This is a genomic window from Bordetella sp. MIP270_01_BMS (genome assembly GCF_054958705.1).
The window spans coordinates 4,482,356-4,504,118 of the sequence record NZ_CM143297.1; the positions used below are offsets into that span (position 1 = coordinate 4,482,356).

At 64.5% G+C, this 21,763-nt stretch carries 17 protein-coding genes; 3 read left to right on the top strand and 14 right to left on the bottom strand.

Annotation, left to right across the window (positions count from 1 at the left end; translation table 11 throughout):
* Window positions 1-106 precede the first annotated feature (106 nt).
* Window positions 107-469, bottom strand: coding sequence for a DUF1428 domain-containing protein (locus ACV17W_RS21030; RefSeq protein ID WP_462594311.1), 363 nt, complete (start codon window positions 467-469; stop codon window positions 107-109).
* A 132-nt stretch (window positions 470-601) separates the two neighbouring features.
* On the opposite strand from ACV17W_RS21030, the gene ACV17W_RS21035 reads away from it, so the two are divergent.
* Window positions 602-1,564, top strand: a complete 963-nt coding sequence (locus ACV17W_RS21035; RefSeq protein ID WP_462594312.1) for a GlxA family transcriptional regulator — start codon at window positions 602-604, stop codon at window positions 1,562-1,564.
* A gap of 43 nt (window positions 1,565-1,607) precedes the next feature.
* On the opposite strand, the gene ACV17W_RS21040 is transcribed toward ACV17W_RS21035, so the two are convergent.
* The 8 genes from ACV17W_RS21040 to ACV17W_RS21075 all read right to left on the bottom strand — a co-directional run bounded on the left by ACV17W_RS21040 (window position 1,608) and on the right by ACV17W_RS21075 (window position 12,667).
* Complete coding sequence (locus ACV17W_RS21040) at window positions 1,608-2,849, bottom strand: M20 family metallo-hydrolase (RefSeq protein ID WP_462594314.1); 1,242 nt, start codon at window positions 2,847-2,849, stop codon at window positions 1,608-1,610.
* 46 nt (window positions 2,850-2,895) lie between these two features.
* Window positions 2,896-4,401 carry a M81 family metallopeptidase gene (locus ACV17W_RS21045; RefSeq protein ID WP_462594316.1) on the bottom strand — a complete coding sequence of 502 codons (1,506 nt, stop codon included), beginning with the start codon at window positions 4,399-4,401 and terminating at the stop codon, window positions 2,896-2,898.
* Entirely contained in the window at window positions 4,389-6,065 is a 1,677-nt protein-coding gene (locus ACV17W_RS21050; protein ID WP_462594317.1) for a dipeptide ABC transporter ATP-binding protein, read from the bottom strand. The genes ACV17W_RS21045 and ACV17W_RS21050 overlap by 13 nt, the downstream gene beginning before the upstream one ends.
* Window positions 6,062-6,937, bottom strand: coding sequence for an ABC transporter permease (locus ACV17W_RS21055; protein ID WP_462594318.1), 876 nt, complete (start codon window positions 6,935-6,937; stop codon window positions 6,062-6,064). Before ACV17W_RS21055 ends, ACV17W_RS21050 begins: the two co-directional genes overlap by 4 nt.
* The gene (locus tag ACV17W_RS21060) at window positions 6,937-7,884 is read right to left on the bottom strand and encodes an ABC transporter permease (protein WP_462594319.1); all 948 of its coding nucleotides are present in this window, start codon (window positions 7,882-7,884) and stop codon (window positions 6,937-6,939) included. Before ACV17W_RS21060 ends, ACV17W_RS21055 begins: the two co-directional genes overlap by 1 nt.
* A gap of 77 nt (window positions 7,885-7,961) precedes the next feature.
* Window positions 7,962-9,533 carry an ABC transporter substrate-binding protein gene (locus ACV17W_RS21065; RefSeq protein WP_462594320.1) on the bottom strand — a complete coding sequence of 524 codons (1,572 nt, stop codon included), beginning with the start codon at window positions 9,531-9,533 and terminating at the stop codon, window positions 7,962-7,964.
* A 292-nt stretch (window positions 9,534-9,825) separates the two neighbouring features.
* Window positions 9,826-11,244, bottom strand: coding sequence for an MmgE/PrpD family protein (locus tag ACV17W_RS21070; RefSeq protein WP_462594321.1), 1,419 nt, complete (start codon window positions 11,242-11,244; stop codon window positions 9,826-9,828).
* Window positions 11,245-11,293: 49 nt separating this feature from the next.
* Entirely contained in the window at window positions 11,294-12,667 is a 1,374-nt protein-coding gene (locus tag ACV17W_RS21075) for an aminotransferase-like domain-containing protein (RefSeq protein ID WP_462594322.1), read from the bottom strand.
* A 277-nt stretch (window positions 12,668-12,944) separates the two neighbouring features.
* On the opposite strand from ACV17W_RS21075, the gene ACV17W_RS21080 reads away from it, so the two are divergent.
* Window positions 12,945-14,078 carry a pyridoxal phosphate-dependent aminotransferase gene (locus tag ACV17W_RS21080; protein WP_462594323.1) on the top strand — a complete coding sequence of 378 codons (1,134 nt, stop codon included), beginning with the start codon at window positions 12,945-12,947 and terminating at the stop codon, window positions 14,076-14,078.
* Between the two features lie 187 nt (window positions 14,079-14,265).
* Here the strand turns inward: ACV17W_RS21080 and ACV17W_RS21085 are convergent, their stop codons facing one another.
* From ACV17W_RS21085 to ACV17W_RS21095, 3 genes are read right to left on the bottom strand one after another with little or no spacing between them, the layout of a single operon-like run.
* Entirely contained in the window at window positions 14,266-15,534 is a 1,269-nt protein-coding gene (locus ACV17W_RS21085; protein ID WP_462594324.1) for a CaiB/BaiF CoA transferase family protein, read from the bottom strand.
* A 23-nt stretch (window positions 15,535-15,557) separates the two neighbouring features.
* Entirely contained in the window at window positions 15,558-16,367 is an 810-nt protein-coding gene (locus ACV17W_RS21090) for an enoyl-CoA hydratase/isomerase family protein (RefSeq protein WP_462594326.1), read from the bottom strand.
* Between the two features lie 59 nt (window positions 16,368-16,426).
* Window positions 16,427-17,419 carry a Bug family tripartite tricarboxylate transporter substrate binding protein gene (locus ACV17W_RS21095; protein WP_462594327.1) on the bottom strand — a complete coding sequence of 331 codons (993 nt, stop codon included), beginning with the start codon at window positions 17,417-17,419 and terminating at the stop codon, window positions 16,427-16,429.
* A gap of 129 nt (window positions 17,420-17,548) precedes the next feature.
* On the opposite strand from ACV17W_RS21095, the gene ACV17W_RS21100 reads away from it, so the two are divergent.
* Entirely contained in the window at window positions 17,549-18,394 is an 846-nt protein-coding gene (locus ACV17W_RS21100; RefSeq protein ID WP_462594328.1) for a GntR family transcriptional regulator, read from the top strand.
* On the opposite strand, the gene ACV17W_RS21105 is transcribed toward ACV17W_RS21100, so the two are convergent.
* Together ACV17W_RS21105 and ACV17W_RS21110 are read right to left on the bottom strand one after the other, a co-directional pair.
* On the bottom strand, window positions 18,376-20,175 hold the full coding sequence (locus ACV17W_RS21105) for a gamma-glutamyltransferase family protein (RefSeq protein ID WP_462596604.1): 1,800 nt from the start codon (window positions 20,173-20,175) through the stop codon (window positions 18,376-18,378). The two genes, ACV17W_RS21100 and ACV17W_RS21105, sit on opposite strands and share 19 nt — an antisense overlap.
* A 20-nt stretch (window positions 20,176-20,195) precedes the next feature.
* On the bottom strand, window positions 20,196-21,698 hold the full coding sequence (locus ACV17W_RS21110) for an ABC transporter substrate-binding protein (RefSeq protein WP_462594329.1): 1,503 nt from the start codon (window positions 21,696-21,698) through the stop codon (window positions 20,196-20,198).
* Between the last annotated feature and the right edge of the window lie 65 nt (window positions 21,699-21,763).

The window sequence follows — 21,763 nt, forward strand, 5'->3', positions numbered from 1 at the left end:
GGTGAGCTCCGGTGTGCGGCGCCAGGATGGGGCCTGCTATCCCTACGACGTCCGGCGCGGGGCGGGATCGACAGCCCCGCGCCAGGGAATGCGAAATTCACTGCGATCAGAGTTGAACTAGGGTGCGGAAGCCGCCCCACGCCATCCGCTTGGTGTCGAATACGCCTTCGCAGCTTTGCGACTGCAACCGGGGGTCGGCCATGACTGCGGCGTTGATGCGGTCGCGGTCGGCCCGGGACGGATACACAATCCAGGCAAATATCACGACTTCGCCTTCGGCGGCCTGGGCGGCCTGGGTGAACGAGGCGAATTGGGGATCAGCATTCAGATCGTCGGCGACGCATTCCCGGTAGTCGAGCGCGCCATGCTCTTTCCAGACGTTCCCGGCCGTCGTGGCCATGTTGCGGTAGGTTTCCAGCTTGTCTTGCGGAACGGCGAGAAGAAAACCGTCAACGTATTGTTCGCTCATGGCGAGTGCTCCTTGGCGGGGTGGGGCGCGTGGCCGGACCGCCAATGTAAAGCGAATTTCGCCCGCCGCCGATAGGGAATTGCGACAATCTTGCGGGTGGATTGCGACAGCGGCCCGCAGTATGCTCCGCGTATGAAAACCATCGCATTCCTGCTGCCCACCGGCGCCAATATCGCATCGCTCGAAAACGCCCGCCAGGGTTTCATGGTGGCCAACCAGTATCTGCAGTCGCAGGGGCGTGCGCCGCGCTTTGCCGCCCATTTGCTGGGCGCCACGCGCGAAGTGCAACTGGCGGACGGCCGCATTCGTGTACAGGCCGACGCGGTGCTGGACGAGGACCGGCCGGCGGATATCTGCATCGTGCCGCCGCTGGTCGCGCCCGGGCCATCTACAGTGGCGGACAATGCATTGATGATCGACTGGCTCGCCCGGCACTACAAGAATGGCGGCGAACTGGCCTGCCTTTGCCTGGGCGCGGCCCTGGCGGCCGCCGCGGGACTGCTCGACGGCCGGCAGGCCGTGGTGCACTGGGCGGCGCAGTCATCTTACGCATCCTGGTTTCCCAAGGTGCGCTGGGTGTGCGACCGCGTGGTCATCGCCGAGAACGGCCTGTATACCAGCGGTGGCGCGTTCTCAGCCGCGCATCTGGTGCTGCACCTGATCGAAAAATATACCGACCGCGACACGGCCATCTGGTGCGCGAAGTTTTTCCAGCTGGACTGGAGCCGCCAAAGCCAGTTGCCGTTTGCCGTTTTCGCGGGCCAGAAGTCGCATGCCGATGCAACCGTACGGGCCGTGCAGCAGCATATCGAGTCGCGCTTTGTCGAACGCCTCACGGTGGAAACGCTGGCCCGCCGTCACGCAATGGGCCGGCGCACGCTGGAGCGGCGCTTTCGCCAGGCGACGGGCACCAGCATCGTCGAATACCTGCAGCGCATCCGCGTGGAAGTGGCCAAGAAGCAACTGGAAAGCTCGCGCAAGAGCGTGGCGGAAGTGATGTACGAGGTGGGCTACAGCGACAGCAAGGCGTTCCGGGACATCTTCAGCAAGTACTGCGGCATGTCCCCGGTGGAGTATCGGGCAAGGTACCTGTAGCGCCCCCGGGGGCAGACGCGCGCCCCCGAGCGCGGTGCATCGCTCAGTCCCGGCTCGTCAGGCGCGCAAGCACGTCCGCCAGCACCCGCGTCCCCGCGGTCAGGTCTTCCGGGCGGCTGAACTCCGCTTCGTTATGGGTGACTCCGCCAATACTCGGCACGAAGATCATGCCCGTGGGGCAGATCCGGTGCATCAGGCAGGCGTCGTGTCCCGCCGCGGACAACATGCGTTTGGCGGGCAGGCCCAGGGCTTCGGCGGCCTGGTCGATGAGGTCCTGGAGCGGCTCCGGGAATACGATCGGATCGGCCGTATACAAGCGCTGTACCTGCACCGTGCAGGGCGCCGCATGGGCCGCGCAGATCGAGGGCACGAGAGCGCTCAGGCGATTCAGCTGGTCGAGGTCGGGATGGCGCAGGTCAATGCTGAAGACGACTTCGCGGGCCACCACCGAAGGCGCATTGGGCGCGACGTTGAAACGCCCCACGGTGAAGCGCGTGATGTCGTCATCGTCGTGAAACGCTTGCGACATGCTCTGCACCATGGCCGTGGCCGACAACAGCGCGTCTTTGCGTTCCCGGTGCGCAGCGGTGCCCGCATGGGCGGCTTCGCCCTGCACCGTGATCCGGTAGGTGTGCTTGCCCTGCACGCCGGTGACCACGCCTATGGTGAGGTTCTCCCGCTCGAGCACCGGACCCTGCTCGATGTGCGCCTCGACGTAGCAGTGGGCAGGCGCGCCGAACGGGCGCTTGGGTATATGCGCGAGCAGCGGCTCGATCTGTTCAAGCGCCTGCTGCACGGAAACGCCGTCCGCATCGCGCAGGTTGAGCACCTCGTCCACGGCGCGCGCGCCGACGTGCGCACCTGAGCCCATCAGGCTGGGGGCGAAGCGCGAGCCCTCCTCGTTCGCCCAGGCCACCAGCTCTATGGGGCGCTGCGGGGTTATGCCCGCGGCCACGATGGCTTCAATGGCTTCCAGTCCGGCCATCACGCCGTAGATGCCGTCGTATCGGCCGCCCGTGGGCTGAGTGTCCATATGTGACCCCGTGACGGCAGGCAGCAGCGTGTTGTCCGCGCCATTGAGTCGCAGGAACAGATTGCCCACGTCGTCGCGCGTGGCCTCCATCCCCAGCGCGCTGGCCCATTTCACGAGAAGGAGCTGGGCCCGGGCGTCTTCTTCCGAGAGCGCCTGGCGATTGACCCCGCCGCCCGGGATGGCGCCGATCATCGCCATCGCGTCCATGCGCTGGTTGAGCCGGTCTCCGGAAACATGTTTTGAAGCTTGCATAGCAATGTCCATTTCTTGGCCCGGGGCTGGCCCCAGGCCAGCAGTGTCAGGGTTGACGACGAATCGATTCGGGAAGGCGAGTCCACCGGTAGTCGGCGGGATCCACGGCCTTGGGCCCGGGGCATTTCGCGATGAGGATGTCGGTCTCGAGGTTGGCCACCAGGCTGCTGAAATCGGCGCGGAAATGGTTGGCGCTCTTGATCACGATGATTTTCAGCGATTCGGGCACCAATCCCATCATGCGCAGCTGCACCCGGTCGAGCAGCTGCATCTTGCCGCTGGCAACGATGACATAGACGCCATCGACCTCCAGGCAGGCGCATTGGCCCAGTTGGGTGACCAGGCCGGTCATCATGGGACCTTCGAGCGCCACGGCGCCATCGCTGAGCGACACCACCCGGCACCGCGCCTGGACCGGCGGTTCGCTGAGCTCGCCGGTGAATGTAGGCGCCGCCGTGCCTATCCGGGCCTCTATCGTGGCGCCGACGCCGGCCTCGGCGGCCTGGCGGGCCGTATCCGGGTCGTAGATGAGGCCTACCGCCACTTGCCCCGGGAACTCCCGGCCGGCGTGATTGCGCAACAGCGCATGCAACATGCCGCAGGTGTTGCCGTCCGCGCCGCCGCTGGGGTTGTCCTGCGTGTCGGCAATCACGATGGGTTTCTGCGAAGCGCGTGCGAGTTCAATGGCGCGGTTGACCGAAGGGTCGGGCAGGTAGACTGACTTCAACCGCCATTGCGAGGGTTCGGACACCGCCCGGTACAGCTGCTCGAGCGTCGCCGCGGCATTGTCGCCGTAGGTCCATACCATCGGGGCGCACTCTGGAAAGTCCGCGGCGGGGAACCCCATGCAGAAGCTGGAGATCGTGCCGTTGCGGGCGTCGAGCTCCCTCAGGCGTTCGTAGTGTTCCCTGGCCGGCGACATCCACGTGCTTTGCGAATTCGTGGGGATCAGGAAGGGAAGGCGGCGGTAGGCCAGGGTTTCACGGCGCCCGGCGGCGACGCGGCGGGCCAGCAGTTCCGCCGCGAGGGCGCCCGTATCGGCCATGTCGACGTGCGGATACGTGCGGAAGCCGACCATGGCGTCGGCATGGGTCAGCATCTGGAACGTCACATTCGCATGCAGGTCGAGGCTCGTGACGATGGGCACGTCGTAGCCCAGCAGACGGCGCAGCCGCACGAGCAGCTCTCCCTCGGTATCGTCTACATGCTCGGCGACGCCCGCGCCGTGGAAGTCCACGTACACGGCATCGAAGGCCTGCCGGTCGGATGCCGCAGACAGGAACGCGGCGCTGATGCGCTCGAACGCGTCCTGGGTGACATGCGCCGAGGGCGTGGCGCCGCACCAGCTTCCGGGCACCAATTGCCAGCCGCGCGCACGCGCGGCCTGGATGAAACCGCCGGCCGGCAGGTTCACCCCGTCCATGCTGTCGAGCATGGGTTGGCCGGCGATGAATGCCGGGAAGCTGTCGCCTCGATTGAAGGCCGCCCAGTCGGCCTTGCTGGCGGCGAACGTGTTGGTCTCGTGTTGATAACCCAGTATCAGGACGCGCATAGGGATTCCGCAAGCGTGTGTGTAGGGGAAGGCGACGGCGCCGCCGGGGGGATGCCGCCGGGAGCCGCCGCAAGCAGCTTCTTCGTGTAGTCGTTTCGAGGCTGCGCATAAACCTGCGCGGTAAGACCCTCTTCCACGATCTCGCCTTTGTGCATCACGACCACGCGGTCGCACAACTGCGCCGCGACACGCAGGTCGTGGGTAATGAAGAGCATGCCCAGCCCCAGTTCTTCCTGGATCTCGCGCAGCAGCGCCATGATCTGCGCCTGCACGCTGACATCCAGCGCGCTGACGGCTTCGTCGGCCACCAGGACCTTGGGCTTGCACGCCAGCGCCCGGGCGATGGCGATACGCTGGCGCTGGCCGCCGGAAAACTGGCTGGGATAGCGATCCAGCGCCTCAATGGGCAGGCGAACTTTCTGGATCATGTCGCGCATCAGCCGCTCGGCCTCGGCACCGCTGGCTCCGAAATTCACGGCACCCTCGATAATGGAGGCGCCCACCTTCTGGCGGGGATTCAAGGAGCGGTTGGGATCCTGGAAAATGATCTGGACGCGGTTACGCACGGCACGCAGCTGGCGCTGCCGGCTCGACGACACCTCTACGCGGTCCTGCATGTCGCCCCAGAATATCTCTCCGGCGGTAGGGTCGATCAGGCGCACCAGGCAACGCGCGAAGGTGGACTTGCCCGACCCCGATTCCCCCACGATGCCCACGGTTTCGCCGCGGCCAACGGCAACGCTGGCATTCTGCAGCGCGATGACTTTTTTTCCGCCGCCGAGCCAGCTGCGGCTTTCATAGTGTTTGCAGACCTGGATGCCTTCCAGCAAGGGCATGCCCTGGGGACGCGGCCGCTGGGCTGGAGGCGTCATCGACGGCACGGCGGCGAGCAGCATGCGCGTATACGACGCCTGGGGAGACTGCAGCACTTGGTCCCGCGTGCCGTATTCGACCTGCTTGCCGTGATGCATGACCAGGATGGTGTCGGCGATCTCTGCCACCACGCCCATGTCGTGCGTGATGAACAGAATCGCAACGCCGTGCTCGCGCTTGAGTTCGGCGATAAGCTCCAGAATCTCTTTCTGCGTGGTGACGTCCAGGGCGGTCGTGGGCTCGTCGCATATCAAGAGACTGGGCTTCAGGATCATCGCCATGGCAATGACGATGCGCTGCCTTTGCCCGCCCGACAGTTGATGCGGGTAGCTGCGCATGATGCGGTCGGGGTCCGGAAGCCGCACGCGGTGCATGATCTGCAGAATGCTCTCGCGCCGTTGGATTTTGGACCAGGCCGTGTGCTTGCGCAGCAGCTCGTCGAGCTGGCTGCCGCAGGTCATGACCGGATTCAGGGCCGTCATGGGCTCCTGGAAAACCATGCTCATGACCTGACCTTGCAGGGCCCGCAGGCGGCGCTTGCTCGCCAGGAGCACCGATTCCCCATGCAGCTCGATCGATCCGGCGGCGACAGTGAGTTCCTTGGGCAACAGACCCATGACAGCGGTCGCGGTCACTGACTTGCCCGAGCCCGATTCACCCACGACGCAAAGCGTCTGTCCTTTTTCGATGGTGAGACTCAGGTTGTCGATGGCGTAGGGGCGGTCGCCGCCTTTGGGCAACGCGACCGTCAGCCCCGTTATCTTCAACGTAGGAGCATCGGCGTGGGTCATGCGGTTCTCTTGGAAAACTTCGGATCGAGCACATCGCGCATGCCGTCACCCAGCAAATTGATGGCGAGAATGGTGGGTACGAGGAACAGCGCGGGGAAGAGCACATTGCCCGGGTACTGCGAGAACTGCACGCGGCCCTCGGCCATGATGTTCCCCCAGGTGGGAATGTCGGCCGGCAGCCCCAGGCCCAGGAAGCTGAGCGCGGCCTCGGTCAGCACCGCGGAAGCCGCAATAAAGGTTCCCTGGACGATGAGCGGCGCCATGGCATTGGGCATGACGTGCTTGCGCAGGATGGTGCTGGTGGGGGTGGCAAGAGCGATGGCGGCTTCGACGAAAGGTTCTTCGCGCAATGAGAGGACCATCGACCGGACCAGGCGCACCACGCGCGGAATCTCCGGGACCGCAACGGCCACGATGACGGTCCAGAGGGTCGCGCCCAGCGCGGCGACCAGCGCAATGGCCAGCAAGATGGACGGGAATGCCATCAGGGCGTCCATGGTGCGCATGATGAGCGAGTCCAGGCCCCGGAAAAAACCGGCTAGCACACCCAGTATCACGCCGACGATCACGGCCACGCTGGCCACGAAGAACGCCACCAGCAGCGAGATGCGCGCTCCGTAGATCACGCGGCTGTAGATGTCTCGCCCGTAGGCATCGCTGCCCATCCAGAGCGTGTGCGGGACGGTGACGCCGCCGGGCAGGGCGAAGTCCACTCTTTCCCCGGCCGGGCGGTTGATCAGCGAATAGTCGAGCACGGCGGGGTCCACTGTGCCCAGGAAGGGCGCGGCCAGGGCCACGCAGGTCAGCATGACCAGGAAAATCATGCCGAAGCGGAAGGTCAGGTTGCGCCACAGGCGGCGAAAGGTCGACATCAGTAACGAATCCTAGGATCGAAGAACAGATAGCTGAGGTCCACGATCAGGTTGATCGCCACATAGCTGACCCCGAAAAACAGTACAAGCCCCTGGATAACCGGAAAGTCGCGGTTGAGCACGGCGTCGACGGTCAGCGAGCCCAGGCCGGGAATCGCGAACACGGTCTCGGTGACCACGACTCCGCTGATGAGGGACGCGACGCCGATGCCCACTATCGTGACGATGGGCACGGCGGCGTTGGCGAGCGCGTGGCGTATGAGCACGACAGACTCGCCCAGTCCTTTGGCGCGCGCCGTACGGACATAATCTTCGGTGAGCGCTTCCGATACGCTGGCGCGCGTGATGCGGGCGATCAGCGCGACATACACCATGCCGAGCGCGAGCCAGGGCAGTATCAGCCGCGACGCCCACGGCCAGAGATCGGCCCAGCCATTGAGACGGTGGTAGCCCTGGATGGGCAGCAGTTCGAACCGCACCGAAAAGAAGTAGATGAGTATGTAGCCGACCACAAACACCGGAATTGCAAAACCGGCCACCGAAAAACACGTCAGCGCCCGGTCGAGCCAGCCCCCCATGCGCCAGGCCGCAATGGTGCCCAGGGGCAGCGCCACGATCAGGGCCAAGGCCAGGGTGCCCAGCGCCAGGCTCAGCGTGGGTTCGATGCGCTGGAAAATGAGTTCGGTAACGGATTTGCGCTGGAAGAACGAATAGCCCAGATCGCCCTGCAAGACGTTGCCTGCCCAGATGCCGAATTGCGCCACCAGCGACCTGTCCAGGCCCAGTGACTGGCGGATTTGCGCGAGGTCTTTATCGGTGGCGTTGTCGCCGGCGATGATGGCGGCCGGATCGCCGGGGCTCAGCTGCAGGATCAGGAACACCAGCACGGCGACCATCAGCAGGACGGGCACCGTCGCGACGAGTCGTTGGACAAGATACTTCAACATGGGGAGGTCTCTGGCGGATCAAAGCGGATTGCCGCGTACGGCCGCTTCGCGCGGCCGTACGCGTATTGAGGCGGGTGCTAGTCCTTGCGGATATTCCAGTAGACCTGGGCGCCAGCGGGCAATATGCCCGATATGTTGGTGCGTACTGCAGCCGGATTGACGAACTGCCCCAGCGGGATGTAGCTCACCGTGTCGATCGCCCGGATCTGGATCTGCTCGGCGATCTTCTTGCGTTCTTCCAGGCTCGAGGCTTCGACGAACCGCACCTTCAGCGCTTCCAGTTCCGGATCGTCCTGCCAGCCGAACCAGCCATTCTGGCCTGCGGCATTCAGGGCAGGGCGCGCCAGCGGGTTGGGGTCGCTGTCGCCGGCGGTTTCGAAGATGCTCCAGCCGCCCTGTTCAGGCTTGTCTTTCTTGGCCCGGCGGGTCACCACGGTAGCCCAGTCGGACTGCTGCATATCGACCTTGAAGCCCGCGGCCTCGAGCTGTTGCTTGGTGACCAGCGGCAGCTTCGCCACCATCGCCAGGTCGGTCGAGCGCAGCAGCACCACCGGTTCATTGTTGTACCCGGCATCGGCCAGCATCTGCCTGGCCCGCTTGGGATCGGCCTTGCCCGTGTAGTAAGAGGTGGCATCGCTGCTGTAGGGGGTGCCGCAAGGGAACAGGCTCTTGCAGAACCGGTACATGTCGGCGTCGCCAACCTGGGTCTTCAAGTGTTCTTCCTGGCCCAGCGCAACCATGGCCGCCTGGCGGATCTCGGGTTTGTCGAACGGAGGATGCAGATGGTTCAGCCGCGCATAGAACTGCCGGCCGTCGGGCACCATGTTCTCGAGCTTGATGTCCTTTGCCTTGCGCAGCGCCGAATACTGCTCGAAGGTGGGCTGTTCGATGATATCGACTTCGCCGCCCAGCAGGGCATTGAACTGCGTTTGCGGATCGCGCAGGATGACCCATTCGACACGATCCACATACACATTCTTGGCGCCCGCCGTGCCGCTGGGGGGCTCGCTGCGGGGTACGTAGTCCGTATTCTTCTCATAGACCACCTTTTCGCCGGGGCGGTAGGAGTCGGCAACGAAGCGATACGGGCCCGAACCGACGACTTCCTTGATCTGCTCATTGGGCGAGGTCGCGGCGATGCGCGCGGGCATGATGAACGGCACCAGGTTGGTCGGCTTGCCCAGGGCGTCCAGCATGATGCCGAATGGCTTCTTGAGCTGCAGGACAAACGTGCGCGCATCCGGGGTGTCGAAGCGGTCGATGCTGGCCAGCAGCAGACGGCCCACCGTATCCCGGGCACCCCAGCGCTTCAGTGACGCGACCACGTCCTCGCTGGTGACCGGGGCGCCATCATGAAACTTGAGACCCTCGCGCAAGGTGAAAGTCCACCGCAGGTGGTCATCCGACTCGGTCCACGATTCGACCATTTGCGGGCGGATGTTGCCTTCGGCGTCCGTGCCGAACAGCGTGTCGAACACCATGAACCCATGGTTGCGGGTCACGAAAGCGGTCGTCCATACGGGGTCCAGGACAATGAGGTTGGCTTGGGGAACGACTTTCAGTGTCTTCTCTGCGGCGTGGGCGGGCTGCAGGAAGGGCAGGACGCCTGCGAGAACAGCAAGGGGAACGATGCGCTTCAAACCTCTCATTACCTTTTCTCCGGAATACCCTACGGTGAGACAAATTGAACTAGTGTATTTTCGATCTGGACGTTGCCTGCGCGTCCACCGGGGCCCATACCGAGGGGAACGGGCGCCTCGGGGCCACGCCGTCTATACAAAGGGCAGCCCGTATGCCAGCGGTGGGCTGAAATGTTTATATAGACTAGTACGAAAAGATTAAAGCACAGTGCAATACGGGAGCAATATTCACGGAAACCCTGAGTGCCACCGTTCAAGCACAAAAAAACCCGCACAGGGCGGGCTTTGGGCTAAGACAAGTTCAACGCGGGGGTAGCGCAATCAGTGCAAGCAATTCGTCCAGCGCTGGGTTGTCCAGTAGGTTATCCACCTGGCCAGCCAGCCGCTCTGCCTGCGCGTCGAAGCCGCACTGCCGAAGCAGCCGGCGGGCCTTGTCTTCGGCCTCGCGCGCCAGCAGTCCGGGATCCGCGCGATACGCCGCGGCCTCGGGGTCGCCCGACGGGCACGTGCTGTGGAACCGGTGACGATCGCCGCCGGTGGTGGTGACGATCATTTCCACGTTGTAGACGTCGGGGTAGGCGGCGGAATATTCCTCGCTGGGTGCCGCATTGATGCGCGCGCACATGGCCAGTGTGTCGGCGTTTTGCACTTGCTCCGGCGTGTAGTCGTCCAGCCCCAGCTCGCCGCGCATCAGCGCGCACGCAACTCCGTAAGGCACGTTGAACTGCGCGTCGACATTATTGAGCGGAACCTGGTGGTAACTGAGCACACCGGTCTCGTAGATCCGGATGTCGACCCGCTGGATGTCGCCCGCGCGCAGGCCGCCGCGGTAGGCCTCGATGGCCAGATCGATGGCACCGTGCATGAAGCGGCAGCAGGGATACGGTTTGATCGCGGTATCGAGAGCGTGGAACTTGACACCCAGTTCGTGTACCAGCACATCGGCTTCGATGGGCATGCCGTGCGAGAAAGCGCGGAAGAAACCGCCCGGGCCCTCGAAAATGGTGGCCGGGCCCGTGAACCCCTCGGCGGCAAGCGTGGCTGCAAGTACGCCGGACTGGGCGGCGCGGCCTGGGTGCAGCCGCTTTATCCATGAGCCGTCGGCGCGCCATTCCGTCAGGCCGCTGGCTTGCGTTCCCGCGATTCCCAGGCTTCGGGTAATGGCCGCAGCGTCAAGCCCCTGCGCAATGCCCGCAGCCGTGGCCGCGCCGAAAACGCCGAACAGGGCAGTGGGGTGCAAGCCGTTCTGGAAGGGGCTGCCTCGGAAGGCCAGGCCCAGGCGGCACATGACTTCATAGCCGCCCAGCACCGCCGCAAGAAAGCGTCGCCCCGACACCGCACGCCCCTCGCAGGCTGCCAGGGCAGCGGGCACGACCACCGCGCCGGGATGGAGCACGGCGACCCGGTGGTCGTCATCGAGTTCGAGCGCATGCGAGAACGCGCCGTTCAGCAGGGCAGCATCGTGGGTGGACGCGACCTTGCCTGCGCCGGCCACCGTGGCCTCGCGCGCGGAGCCGCTGCGCACCAGGCTGCGCAGCATTACCGAGCTGGATTCGCTGGTCGATCCTGAGATCATCACCGCCAGGGTATCGAGGACGTAAGGTCGCATGCCTTGCAGGAAGGCGTCGGGGGCGGTCGCCTCGAGGCGGCTGGCGAACTCGGCGAAGTTCTGGGCAAGCGTCGGGCTGCCCACCTGTGCGGAGGTGGAGATCGAGTCCACGGGTAAGGTTCCTTTATGGAAAAGGTTGTTGAGGCAATACGAGCCTGGCTCAGATCAGTGTCGACACCGTGGACTGGTGCTGGGTGTCGATGCCCGCCAGGATATGCAGGGCGCGCTCGAGTTCGGCGCGATCGGCGCAGGCGCCCAGGCTGATCCGGTACGACGTGGGCGAGATGGCCGCACCGCTAGAAACGGCGAAGTGCGTGGCCGGAGACACTTTGACGCCCTGGCGCAAGGCCTGCATGACGAAGTTTTCGCTTTGCTGGCCCGCTGGCGCGTCTACCCAGGCGTGATAGCCGGGGGTGCGCGTCGGGCGGACGCCTTTCAGTATCTGGCTGGCAAGTGTGTAGCGCGCGCGCGCCTCGTCGCGATGCGACTGGGTGCAGCGTTCGACCAGGCCATCGCCCAGCATAGTTTCAGCGAGGTCGGCATATAAGGACGGTCCGATCCACTGAGTGCTGACCAGCGCCTCGTAGAACGCGCCCTGGATGCTGGGCGGCGTCACGGCGTAGCCCAGCCGGAAACCGGATGCCACGCACTTCGAGAAGCCGGTGAGAAACAGCGAGCGCTCGGGCGCAAACGACGATACGGTGGGCACCGACTCGCCGACCAGCGGCAGATTGATGCCGTCTTCGACGAGATAGGCGTCGTACTTCGTGCAGAGACGCGCGATTGCCTCGCGCCGCTCGAGGGGCAGGGTGGCGGTGGTGGGGTTGTGCAGCGCCGACGTCACGATCACGACTTTGGCGGCGCCCGCTTTCAGCAGTTTCTCGAGACTTTCGGGCACCATGCCGTGTTCATCGCAACGGGCGCCGTGCAGGCTGACATTGCGATAACTCGCAATGCGCTTGATGCCGGTGTAGGTCAGCTCCTCGCAGATGGCAGAATCCCCGGGAGCCAGCAGCGCGTGGAACGCGGCCATCAGCCCCTGGTGTACGCCGACGGTCATGAGGACGTTCTCGGGCTCGGCCTGCGCGCCGAACGTGGCCATCCAGTCGATGGCCCGCCGGGCGTGGGCGGGCGCCGCCGCATACGAGCCATAGCCGAACATATGCCGCGCCAGGTTGGCGCCGGCTTGCGCCTGCGCCAGGCCCTGCAAAGCGTGGTCGACCACTCCGCCGGGCAGGATGTTCAACGAAAGGTCGAGCGATTCGATTTTCGGCGTGGACGCGGCGGTGTCCCTGACGAAGGTGCCGCTTCCGACCTGGGCGACGATCAAGCCTTTGCGGGCCGCGACGGCCATGGCCTTGGTGACGGTGGCGATGGTGACGTCGAACAGCTCGCGAAGCTCACGATTGGTGGGCAGCCGCTGGTTGGGTTGCAGTTCGCCCGATTCGATGGCCCGCTCTATCGCGGCAACGACCGCCAGATACTTGGGCGTACTGCCTGCGGGAATCGATGGCGTCCATTTGCCTTGTGTCATAGACCTGTCTCGTGAGGTTCGCGAATCCGTTGGGTCGGCCCGGACTTTTGTTCAGTTATAGCAGTACATTTTATCATCAGACTAGTGTTTTACACGCCATCTGCGCGCCTTGCTGCAGGGCCTTTCGCGCGGGTGTAAGGGTATATCCCTGTTCTAGCCAAGCCACATTCAGAAGAAAATCTTGGCTTTCCCTAATTGTACTAGTTCTATATAGGTTTGTACACCAATTAGAATAGTACTGGATCGAATTGTCGTGGTCTTTCTTAAGGAGTGTGAGATGGTGGTGTCGAGTGCGAAAGTGGCAGCAAGCAACCAGGCATTGGTGGACGGCGAGGTTTATGTCCCAGGCTTGCCGTCGGAATACGTCACCGAAAAGTATGGCGTGGCCCCTGGCGATATTGCCAAGCTGGCGTCCGCGGAAAATCCTTATGGCGCCTCGCCCCTCGCGATGAAGGCCGTAGAGCAGGCGCAGGCCAGGCTGGCTCTGTATCCCGACTGGACCGCGAAACACCTGCGTATCGCCATCGGAGAAAAATACGGTTTCGATCCCGAGGGCGTGGTGTGTGGTTCGGGTGAAACCGAGGTCATCTCGATGGTCATCCGTGCGTTCGCCAAGCCGGACGAACCCGTGCTGATGCACCAGCCTTGCTTCCCGCTCTACCGCATTTATTCGAACTGTGAAGGCCGCCGCCCCGTATTTGCGCCCACCGGCAAGGATTTCGATCCGCAGGTAGACCAGTACATCGACATCATGAAGCGCGTGCAGCCGAAGATCGCCTTCATGACGAACCCGCACAATCCCAGCGGCCGCTTGATGAGCGAGTCCGAGATCCGAGCCATCTGCGATGCTGCCGACAAGAGCACCCTGCTGGCCCTGGACGAAGCCTACGTGCACTACAGCAGCGCCAAGTTCGGCATGGACCTGCTGCGCGAATACGACAACCTGATCGTGCTGCGCACTTTCTCGAAGGCATTTGGACTGGCGGGTCTGCGCGTCGGGTTCGGCATCTCGGCGAACCCGGACCTGATTCGTCCGCTGCGCCTGATCAAGCCCACCTGGAACATGGGCCAGCTTCAAATTGCCGGCGGCATTGCCGGGCTCAATGATGACGAGCACGTGAATCGCGCCGTGGCGACCATCCAGGAAATGCGTCCCTACGTGACTGCGGGCGTGGACGCGATCGACGGATTCCGCGCCGTTCCGGGTTCGGAGGCCAACTTCTTCCTGACCGAGATCCTGAATCCGGCGCTGGATTCGACGCGCGTGTTCAACGAACTGCTGCAACGCGGCGTCATCGTGAAAGATGGCTCCGATATTCCGGGACTGGGTTCGCGCTACCTGCGTGTGGATGTGAATCTCAAGAAGCATATGGACCGCTTCTTGTGGGCCCTGGCCGACATCAAGGCCTGAAGCCGGCCGCGACCGGAAGTCCGGCATTGACAGGCAGGCCCGGCAGTCGCCGGGCCTGCTTGTTTCTGCAGGGCTCGCGGCGCGATGCCACCCCCGGCCCAGCCCGCCGCCCGCCGCGACGAGGTCGGCAGTGCGCTGGCGCATGGGGCGCGGCGCAGCCTGCCGATGCGGTGTGGCCGCCGCGTTTTCAGCGGGCCGGCGCCTGCTCCCGGCGGTCGATCGCCGACACCACGCCCTTGTCGATGAGCGCCTCGATTTCCTGTTCGCTGTAGCCAAACTCGCCGAGTATGGACACCGTGTCTTCGCCCAGTTGCGGCGCGGCGCGATGGTACTGCGCCGGGGTGGCTGAAAGCTTGACCGGCATGCCTACGGTACGCACCGTGCCGGCAACGGGATGCTCCTGCTCGACCACCATGCCGCGCGCCAGGGTCTGCGGATGCGACAGCGCCTGGGCAATCGAGTGCACGGGCCCCGCGGGCACGCCGGCCTCGTCGAAGATGTCGAGCCACTCTTCGGCGCTTCGCGTCTTCAGAATGGCGGACATGGCCTCGACCAGTTCGTCGCGGTTGTTCATGCGGTCGCGATTGCGCGCGAAGCGCGGGTCGTCTGCCCATTCGGGTCTGCCCAGCGCGGCCGCAATCCGTTGCCAGTTCTTTTCGTTGGCGCCACCGATGATGATCCAGTCGGTGGCGGTGGGGAATGCCTGGTAGGGGGCGCTGAGCACGTGCGCCGAACCGGTGGGGCCGGGCGAGACGCCGCTGCCGAAGTAGATCGCCGCGTGCCAGTACAGCTGTTGCAGGCTGGCTTCCAGCAATGAGGTCTCTACCAGCTGGCCCTCGCCGGTGCGCTGCTTGTGCTGATACGCCGCAAGCACCCCGAACGCTGCCAGCAGGCCCGCATTGATGTCGGCGACGGAGTTGCCCGTGCGCAGCGGGGGGCCGCCGGGCTCGCCGGTGATGGCCATCAGCCCGGAGAAGCCCTGTGCAACCAGGTCGAAGCCGCCCTTGTCGGAAAATGGCCCCGTCAGACCATACCCGGACACGGCACAATAGATCAGGCCCGGGTTCTCTTTGCGCAGCGTTTCATAGCCCAGGCCGAGTTTGTCCATCGTGCCCTTGCGGAAATTCTCGGTAATCACGTCGGCGTCGCGCACCATGCGCAGCAGCACCTGCCGGCCTTCCGGATGCTTCAGGTCCAGCGCAATCGCGCGCTTATTGCGATTGAGCATCAGGTAGGGCGCCGACACGCCGTTGATCAGGGGGTCGCGGTACTGGCGCGAATCATCGCCGCCATTGATCTTCTCGACCTTGATGACGTCGGCTCCAAGGTCGGCCAGCATCATGCCGCAGGTGGGGCCGGCCATGATCTGCGACAGCTCGATGACGCGCATGCCGGCCAATGCTCCCTTGCCGTTGCCGCCGGCCGGGGTAGGGGTAGGTGTAGTGGGGTTCTGCATAGCGTGTCGCTCCGTGGCAAGGCTCAGCGCCCGTTGAACTGCGGCTTTTCTTTGGCCAGGAAGGCGCGGTAGCCAGCGCGGAAGTCTTCCGTGTCGAAGCAGTCGAATGCCTCGTCGCGATCGGCCTCGGTGAGGGCCTTGCCGGCGACCAGGTTCCGCACGAATTTCTTGTGCCAGCGTGCCACCAGCGGCGCGCCGTCGGCGATCCCGCGGGCCGTGGCCTGCGTTTCGGCGGCAACCTGATCGTCGGGCACCACCCTGGTGACGAGACCCAGCCGCAGCGCTTCGGCCGAATCGAAGATGTTGCCTTCGAGCAAAACCTGCAGCGCGACGTTCGGACCCACCAGGCGGACCACGGGCGTGAGCTCGGAATACGACATCACCAGTCCCAGGTTCTTGATGGGCACGCCGAATCGCGAGCTCGATCCGCAGATGCGCAGGTCGGCCAGGCTGGCGATTTCCAGGCCGCCGCCGACGCAGATGCCGTGTATTTGCGCAACGATGGGATGCGGGCATTTTTCCAGCGCCTCGATCGTGCGGCGCATGATGGCCCCATAGGCCACGGCCTGCTCCTTGTTGCTGCGCGAGGTCTCGAATTCGCCGATGTCGTTGCCCGGCGAAAACGCCTTCTCGCCCGCCCCGCGCAGAATGATGCAGCGCACGGTGTCGTCCGCGGCCAGCTCCAGGAAGGTGTCTCCCAGCAGGCGCCATCCGTCGATGGTGAAAGCGTTCAGTTTCTCCGGACGATTGAGAACGACGGTGACGATGTCGTCGTCTCGCTGTACGAGCACCAGCGATTCGCCGGCCGCATTGTGAGTGGGAAGGGTGTTCATGGGCTATTCCTACGTGGATATGGCGGGGGCCGACGCCCCCATTTCTTGCGTGCGGCGGGTTATTGCTTGCTCAGGCCCAGGCTCTGCATGATCTTGGTGTATTTGTCCCATTCATCCTGCAGGTAGCTGGCGAAGGCCGCGGGCGTGTCGGGGCCATCGCCGACGTCCATCCCCTGGTCAGCCAGCTTGTTGGCCACCTGCGGATCTTTCAGGGTCTGGGACAGGGCCTGGTCGAGCTTGTCCAGGATGGGCTGGGGCAGGTTGGCGGGAGCCAGCACGGCATACCACTGCAGGATGTCCATGCCCTTGATGCCCGCCTCTTCCAGCGTGGGCACGTCGGGAAGGCGCTTGCTGCGCCGGGTGCTGGTCACGGCCAGCGGACGAAGTTTCTGGGACTGGATCTGCCCGATGGCAGCGGGCAGGGTGTCGAAATTCATGTCCACCACGCCGCCCAGCAGGTCGGTCATGGCCTGGCCGCTGCCCTTGTAGGGCACGTGCTCCATCTCGACCCCGACGATCTGGGAAAAGCGGGCCGCGCTCAGATGCTGCGGGCCACCCAGGCCTGACGAGGCGTAGACCAGTTGTTTCGGCCGGGCGCGCGCGTCGTTGACCAGATCCTGCACGGTCGCATAGTCCCGCTTGGTGGGGTTGACGACCAGTACATTGGGCACCGACCCGATGTATCGCACCGGGGTGAAGTACTTGATGGAATCAATGTTGCTTTGCAACAGCTGGGGCGCGGCGACGGTGGTCTGCATGTTGGCCAGCAGCAGCGTATAGCCGTCGGGATCCGCTTTGGCAACGTAGTCGGCCGCGATGAGGCCCGATGCGCCGGGCTTGTTCTCGACCACGACCTGCTGCCCCAGGACTTCGGACAGCCTCGCCGACACAATGCGGGCCGAAACATCCGTGCCACCGCCCGGCACAAAGCCCACTACCAGACGGATGGGGCGCTGCGGCCAATTGGCGTCTTGCGCCAAGGCGGGGGTGGCGGCGCTTGCGAAGGCCGCGGTGGCCAGGGCGCAAGCCCAGGCGCGAACTGGGGTATACATAGATTGTCTCCTCGTTGAAAGCGCCTGCCCGGGCCGTGGGTGCTCTATGATGGAGGCAGGCTTGGTATACCGCCGGTATTTGGTATACCAGAACTAAACATAGTCGAATCAGACCAATTGAGCAACCCCATGGCTACTGATGTATCCCCCGCCGAGCTGCTGCCCGACGGATTGAGCATTGAACATCCCACGCTGCCAGCCGTCGCGGCCGAGCGGCTGCGGCAGCTGATCATCGATGGCACCCTGAAGCCGGGCACCTGGCTCAATGAGCGTGACCTTTGCGTGAAACTGAACATATCGCGCACACCATTGCGCGAGGCGTTCCGCATGCTGTCGTCAGATGGCCTGCTCAGCCTGCAGCCCAAGCGCGGAGCGATGGTCGTGGAGCTTTCGCCCTACGACGTGGAAAACATCTTCGATGTACTGGGGGTACTGGAGGGCCTGGCCGCGCGCAGCGCGGCAGAGCGCGCCAGCGATGAAGAATTGGCGCACATCGCTCAGTTGCACCAGCGCACGCGCGCTTACTACGAGCAGCGGGACATACGCGCGTATTACGCGAACAGCATGGGTACCCACATTGCGATCAATCGCGCCGCCCATAACCCGGCACTGACCCGTACCTACGACAGGCTTAATCTGCAGGTGCAGGCGTTGCGCTACCGTTCAAATTTCGACCAGGACGAATGGACCAAGGCAATGAATGACCATGAATTGTTCGTGGCGGCCTTGCTGCGGCGCGATGGAGGCGGCCGAGGAATCGATACGCGCCCACCTGGCGGGGCGAAAAACGTATCACCTGGGCGTGGCCCGCACATCCACCCCGGCGGCATGAGGCCGGCCCGCAATGCGGCCTCGTACAGGGCCGGCGGCTTGCCCGTCCGGTGCCGGCGCGGCGCGGGTCGCCCGGCCGCCCGCCGAACCCCGGCAGATTGGACGCGCCGCTGCCGGGGTTGCCCTTATCGGCCTACTGCATAGGCCTGCATCAGCCGGGGCGTGGCGGCGGCATGCAGCAGGCCGTCGGGGTCGCGGGACGCGGCGGTCAGGCGGCCGGTGGACCATTCGGGCTCTTCTTCGATGACATGGCCGCGCGCACGCAGGTCGGCGATGACATCGGGCCCGAATGAGGTTTCCACGGCCAGATGCCCCGGCTTGCGGTCGCGCGGATAAAAGGAAGACGGAAAGTGCTGGGTGTGCGACATGGGCTGGTCGATGGCTTCCTGCAGATTCAGCCCGTGGTGCACGTGGCGCAGGAACAGCAACAGCTGCCACTGCTCTTGCTGGTCGCCACCGGGCGTGCCGAACACCATATAAGGTTGACCGTCGCGCAGCGCCAGCGATGGCGTCAGTGTCGTACGCGGGCGTTTGCCCGGTTCGAGCGAGCAGGGCAGGTCGGGTTCGAGCCAGAACATCTGGGCGCGTGTGTTCAGCGGGAAGCCAAGTTCGGGAATGACGGGCGACGACTGCAGCCAGCCACCCGAAGGGGTGGCGGAAACCATGTTGCCCCAGCGATCGATCACGTCGACGTGTGTCGTGTCGCCGCGCCTGGCCGAACCACGCATGTCGGCCAGCGTGGGCTCGCTCGAAGGAGCGGCCTGGGGCGTCACCCTGGACAGCCGCTGCAGCAGGCTCATGACCCGTTCGGCCTGCGCTTCGTAGCCCGCGACGCGGCCGGGCCGCAATTCGTGCGAGGCCTGCGCGCCGATCAGCTTGCGACGCGCATCGTTATAAGCGTCTGACAGCAGTGCGTCGAGCGGAACGTGGACGAAGTCGGGGTCGCCGTAATAGACCTCGCGATCGGCAAAGGCGAGCTTCATCGCTTCGGTGACATGGTGCACGAACTCGGCGCCGTTGGGGCCGGCCGACTGCATATCCAGGCCCTTCAGCAGTGCCAGGGTCTGCAGAAAGACCGGCCCCTGACTCCAGGCGCCGGCTTTGGCGACGGTGTAGCCGTGGTAGTCGTAGGTGGCGGGCGTATCGTAGCGGGCGGACCAGCCGGCCATGTCCTGCGCCGTCAGCACGCCGCGGTGGTCCTGGCCGCTTTCATCCATGACGTCGTTATGGCGCACATAGCGGTCGATGGCTTCGGCCACGAAACCCCGATAGAACGCCTTCCGTGCGGCTTCGATCTGGTGTACTCGGTCCGCACCCGCCGATTCGGCCTCGCGCAGCACGCGGCGCCAGGTTTCGGCAAGCCCGGGGTTACGGAACAGCTTGCGGGCCTGAGGGGGGGCCCCGCCTGGCAGGTACACCTGCGCCGTGGTGGGCCAGTGCGCGGTGAAGAAGTCTTTCAGGCCTGCGATGGTATTGGCAATGCGGGGCATGATCGCATGGCCATGGTCGGCGTAATAGATGGCAGGTTCGAGCACGTCGCGCACGCGAAGGGAGCCATGGTCGCGCAGCAGCAGCATCCAGGCATCGAATGCACCCGGAATCACGGCTGGCAGCAGGCCGTTGCCCGGAATGAGGTGCAGGCCCAGCGACTGGTAATGCTGCAGCGTGGCGCCGGCTGGCGTGGGGCCCTGGCCGCACAATACTTCAGTGCGGCCGGTGCGCACCGAGTGGAACACCACGGGAACTTCACCGGCGGGCCCCACCAGATGCGGCTCGACGACCTGCAGCACGAAGCCCGCGGCCACGGCCGCATCGAAAGCGTTGCCGCCGCGTTCGAGCAGCGACATGCCGGCGCTGCTGGCGAGCCAATGCGTGGAAGTCACGACGCCGAAAGTGCCGAGGATCTCGGGCCGGGTGGTGAACATGCGGTAGCCGGAATCGATGCTCATTGCTTGGCAACCGTCACGTTCTTCAGGCGGATCAGGCCGTCGGGGTAGGGCACGAAGCCTTCGACCCGGGCCTGGGTGCCGAAGATCCAGGGCAGGTAGAACAGGTAGATGCGAGGGTCGTCTTCCTGCATGATCTTCATGGCCTGCGTGTAGAGGTCGCGACGCCGGGTTTCGTCCGCAACGCTGCGCGCCTCGTTCATGAGCCTGTCCATTTCGGCATTGCAGTATTTGCCGTCATTCAGGCTGCCCTGGCAGGTGATGTATTGGTAGATGTTGCCGCTGGGGTCCACCCGGCCCGACCAGCCGGTCTGGCCCACCTCGAAGTCGCCGCGGGGCAGGGCGGATTGCAGGGCGGCGAATTCCATGGGGCGCAGCGAGATGTCGAAGCCGGCCTCGGCGCCCATGGCCTGCACCAGTTCGAAGACTTGCTGCATGGTGGTGTTGTTGCCGAAGGTCAGTTCAAATTTCACGCGGTCGTGGCCCGCCTGCTTCAGCAGTTCCTGCGCTTTCGCAGGATCGCGGCCCGTGCGCTCCGCGCCTTTGTCGTACGCGAAACTGGCCGGCGGGAAGGGCTGGTAGGCAGGCTGGAACATGCCTTCGCCCACGACTTGGTTGATGACGTCGCGGTCGATTGCAAGGTCAAGCGCCTGGCGCACCCGCTTGTCTTTGGCGAGCGGATTGTCGGCGCGCGCGCCGTTGGCAATGTTCACGGAAATGGCCTGGTACCCCAGCCCGGTCACCGGCGCCAGGCGCAGGTTGGCGTCTTCCTTGACCGTCTTGACATCGCTGGGCGCGACGCGCTCGATGATGTCGAGCCCGCCCGAACGCAGGTTGTTCAGGCGCACAGTGGTGTCGGGCATGGGCGTGAACACGACCTGGTCGAAGTGGTAGCTGGCCTGGTCCCAGTGCTGCTTGAATTTCTCGAGCACGATGCGGTCGTTCTGGACTCTTTCCTTGAACTTGTACGGGCCCGAGCAAACCGGAGTGCGGCCAGGGTCTTTGTCGAAGGTGGCGGGCGAGAGCATCATGCCTGCGCGATCCGACAATTGCGACAGCAACGATGCGTCGGGTTCTTTCAAGCGCAGCACTACAGTGCGCGCATCGCTGACCTCGACACCGGCCACCGAGGCGAGCTCGCTTTTGCGATTGCTGTCGGGCAGGTTCATCGCGCGATCGAGATTGGCCTTGACCGATGCTGCGTCGACCGGGGAGCCATCGTGATACACAGCGCCATCGCGCAAAGTGAGGGTCAGTGCCAGGCCGTCGTCGCTGGTCTTCCAGCTCTCGGCCAGCTGGGGCACGAACTGCAGGTCGGGAGAAATATCCACCAGCTTGTCGCACAGCGACGCGAACACGATGCGCCCGACAAAGGTGCGGGCCCGGGCGGGATCAAGTACGTCGGGATCATCTTGCAGGCCGATACGCAAGGTGGTTTGCGCGTTGGCGGCGGCACTGGCAAGCAGGCCCGCCGCGGCGAGGGCAAGGCAAAGGCTACGCATGGATGGATCCTTTCAGGAAGTTGAATTCGGCGCAGGGGCGGGGCGTCTGTGCGCCATCGCTTTCA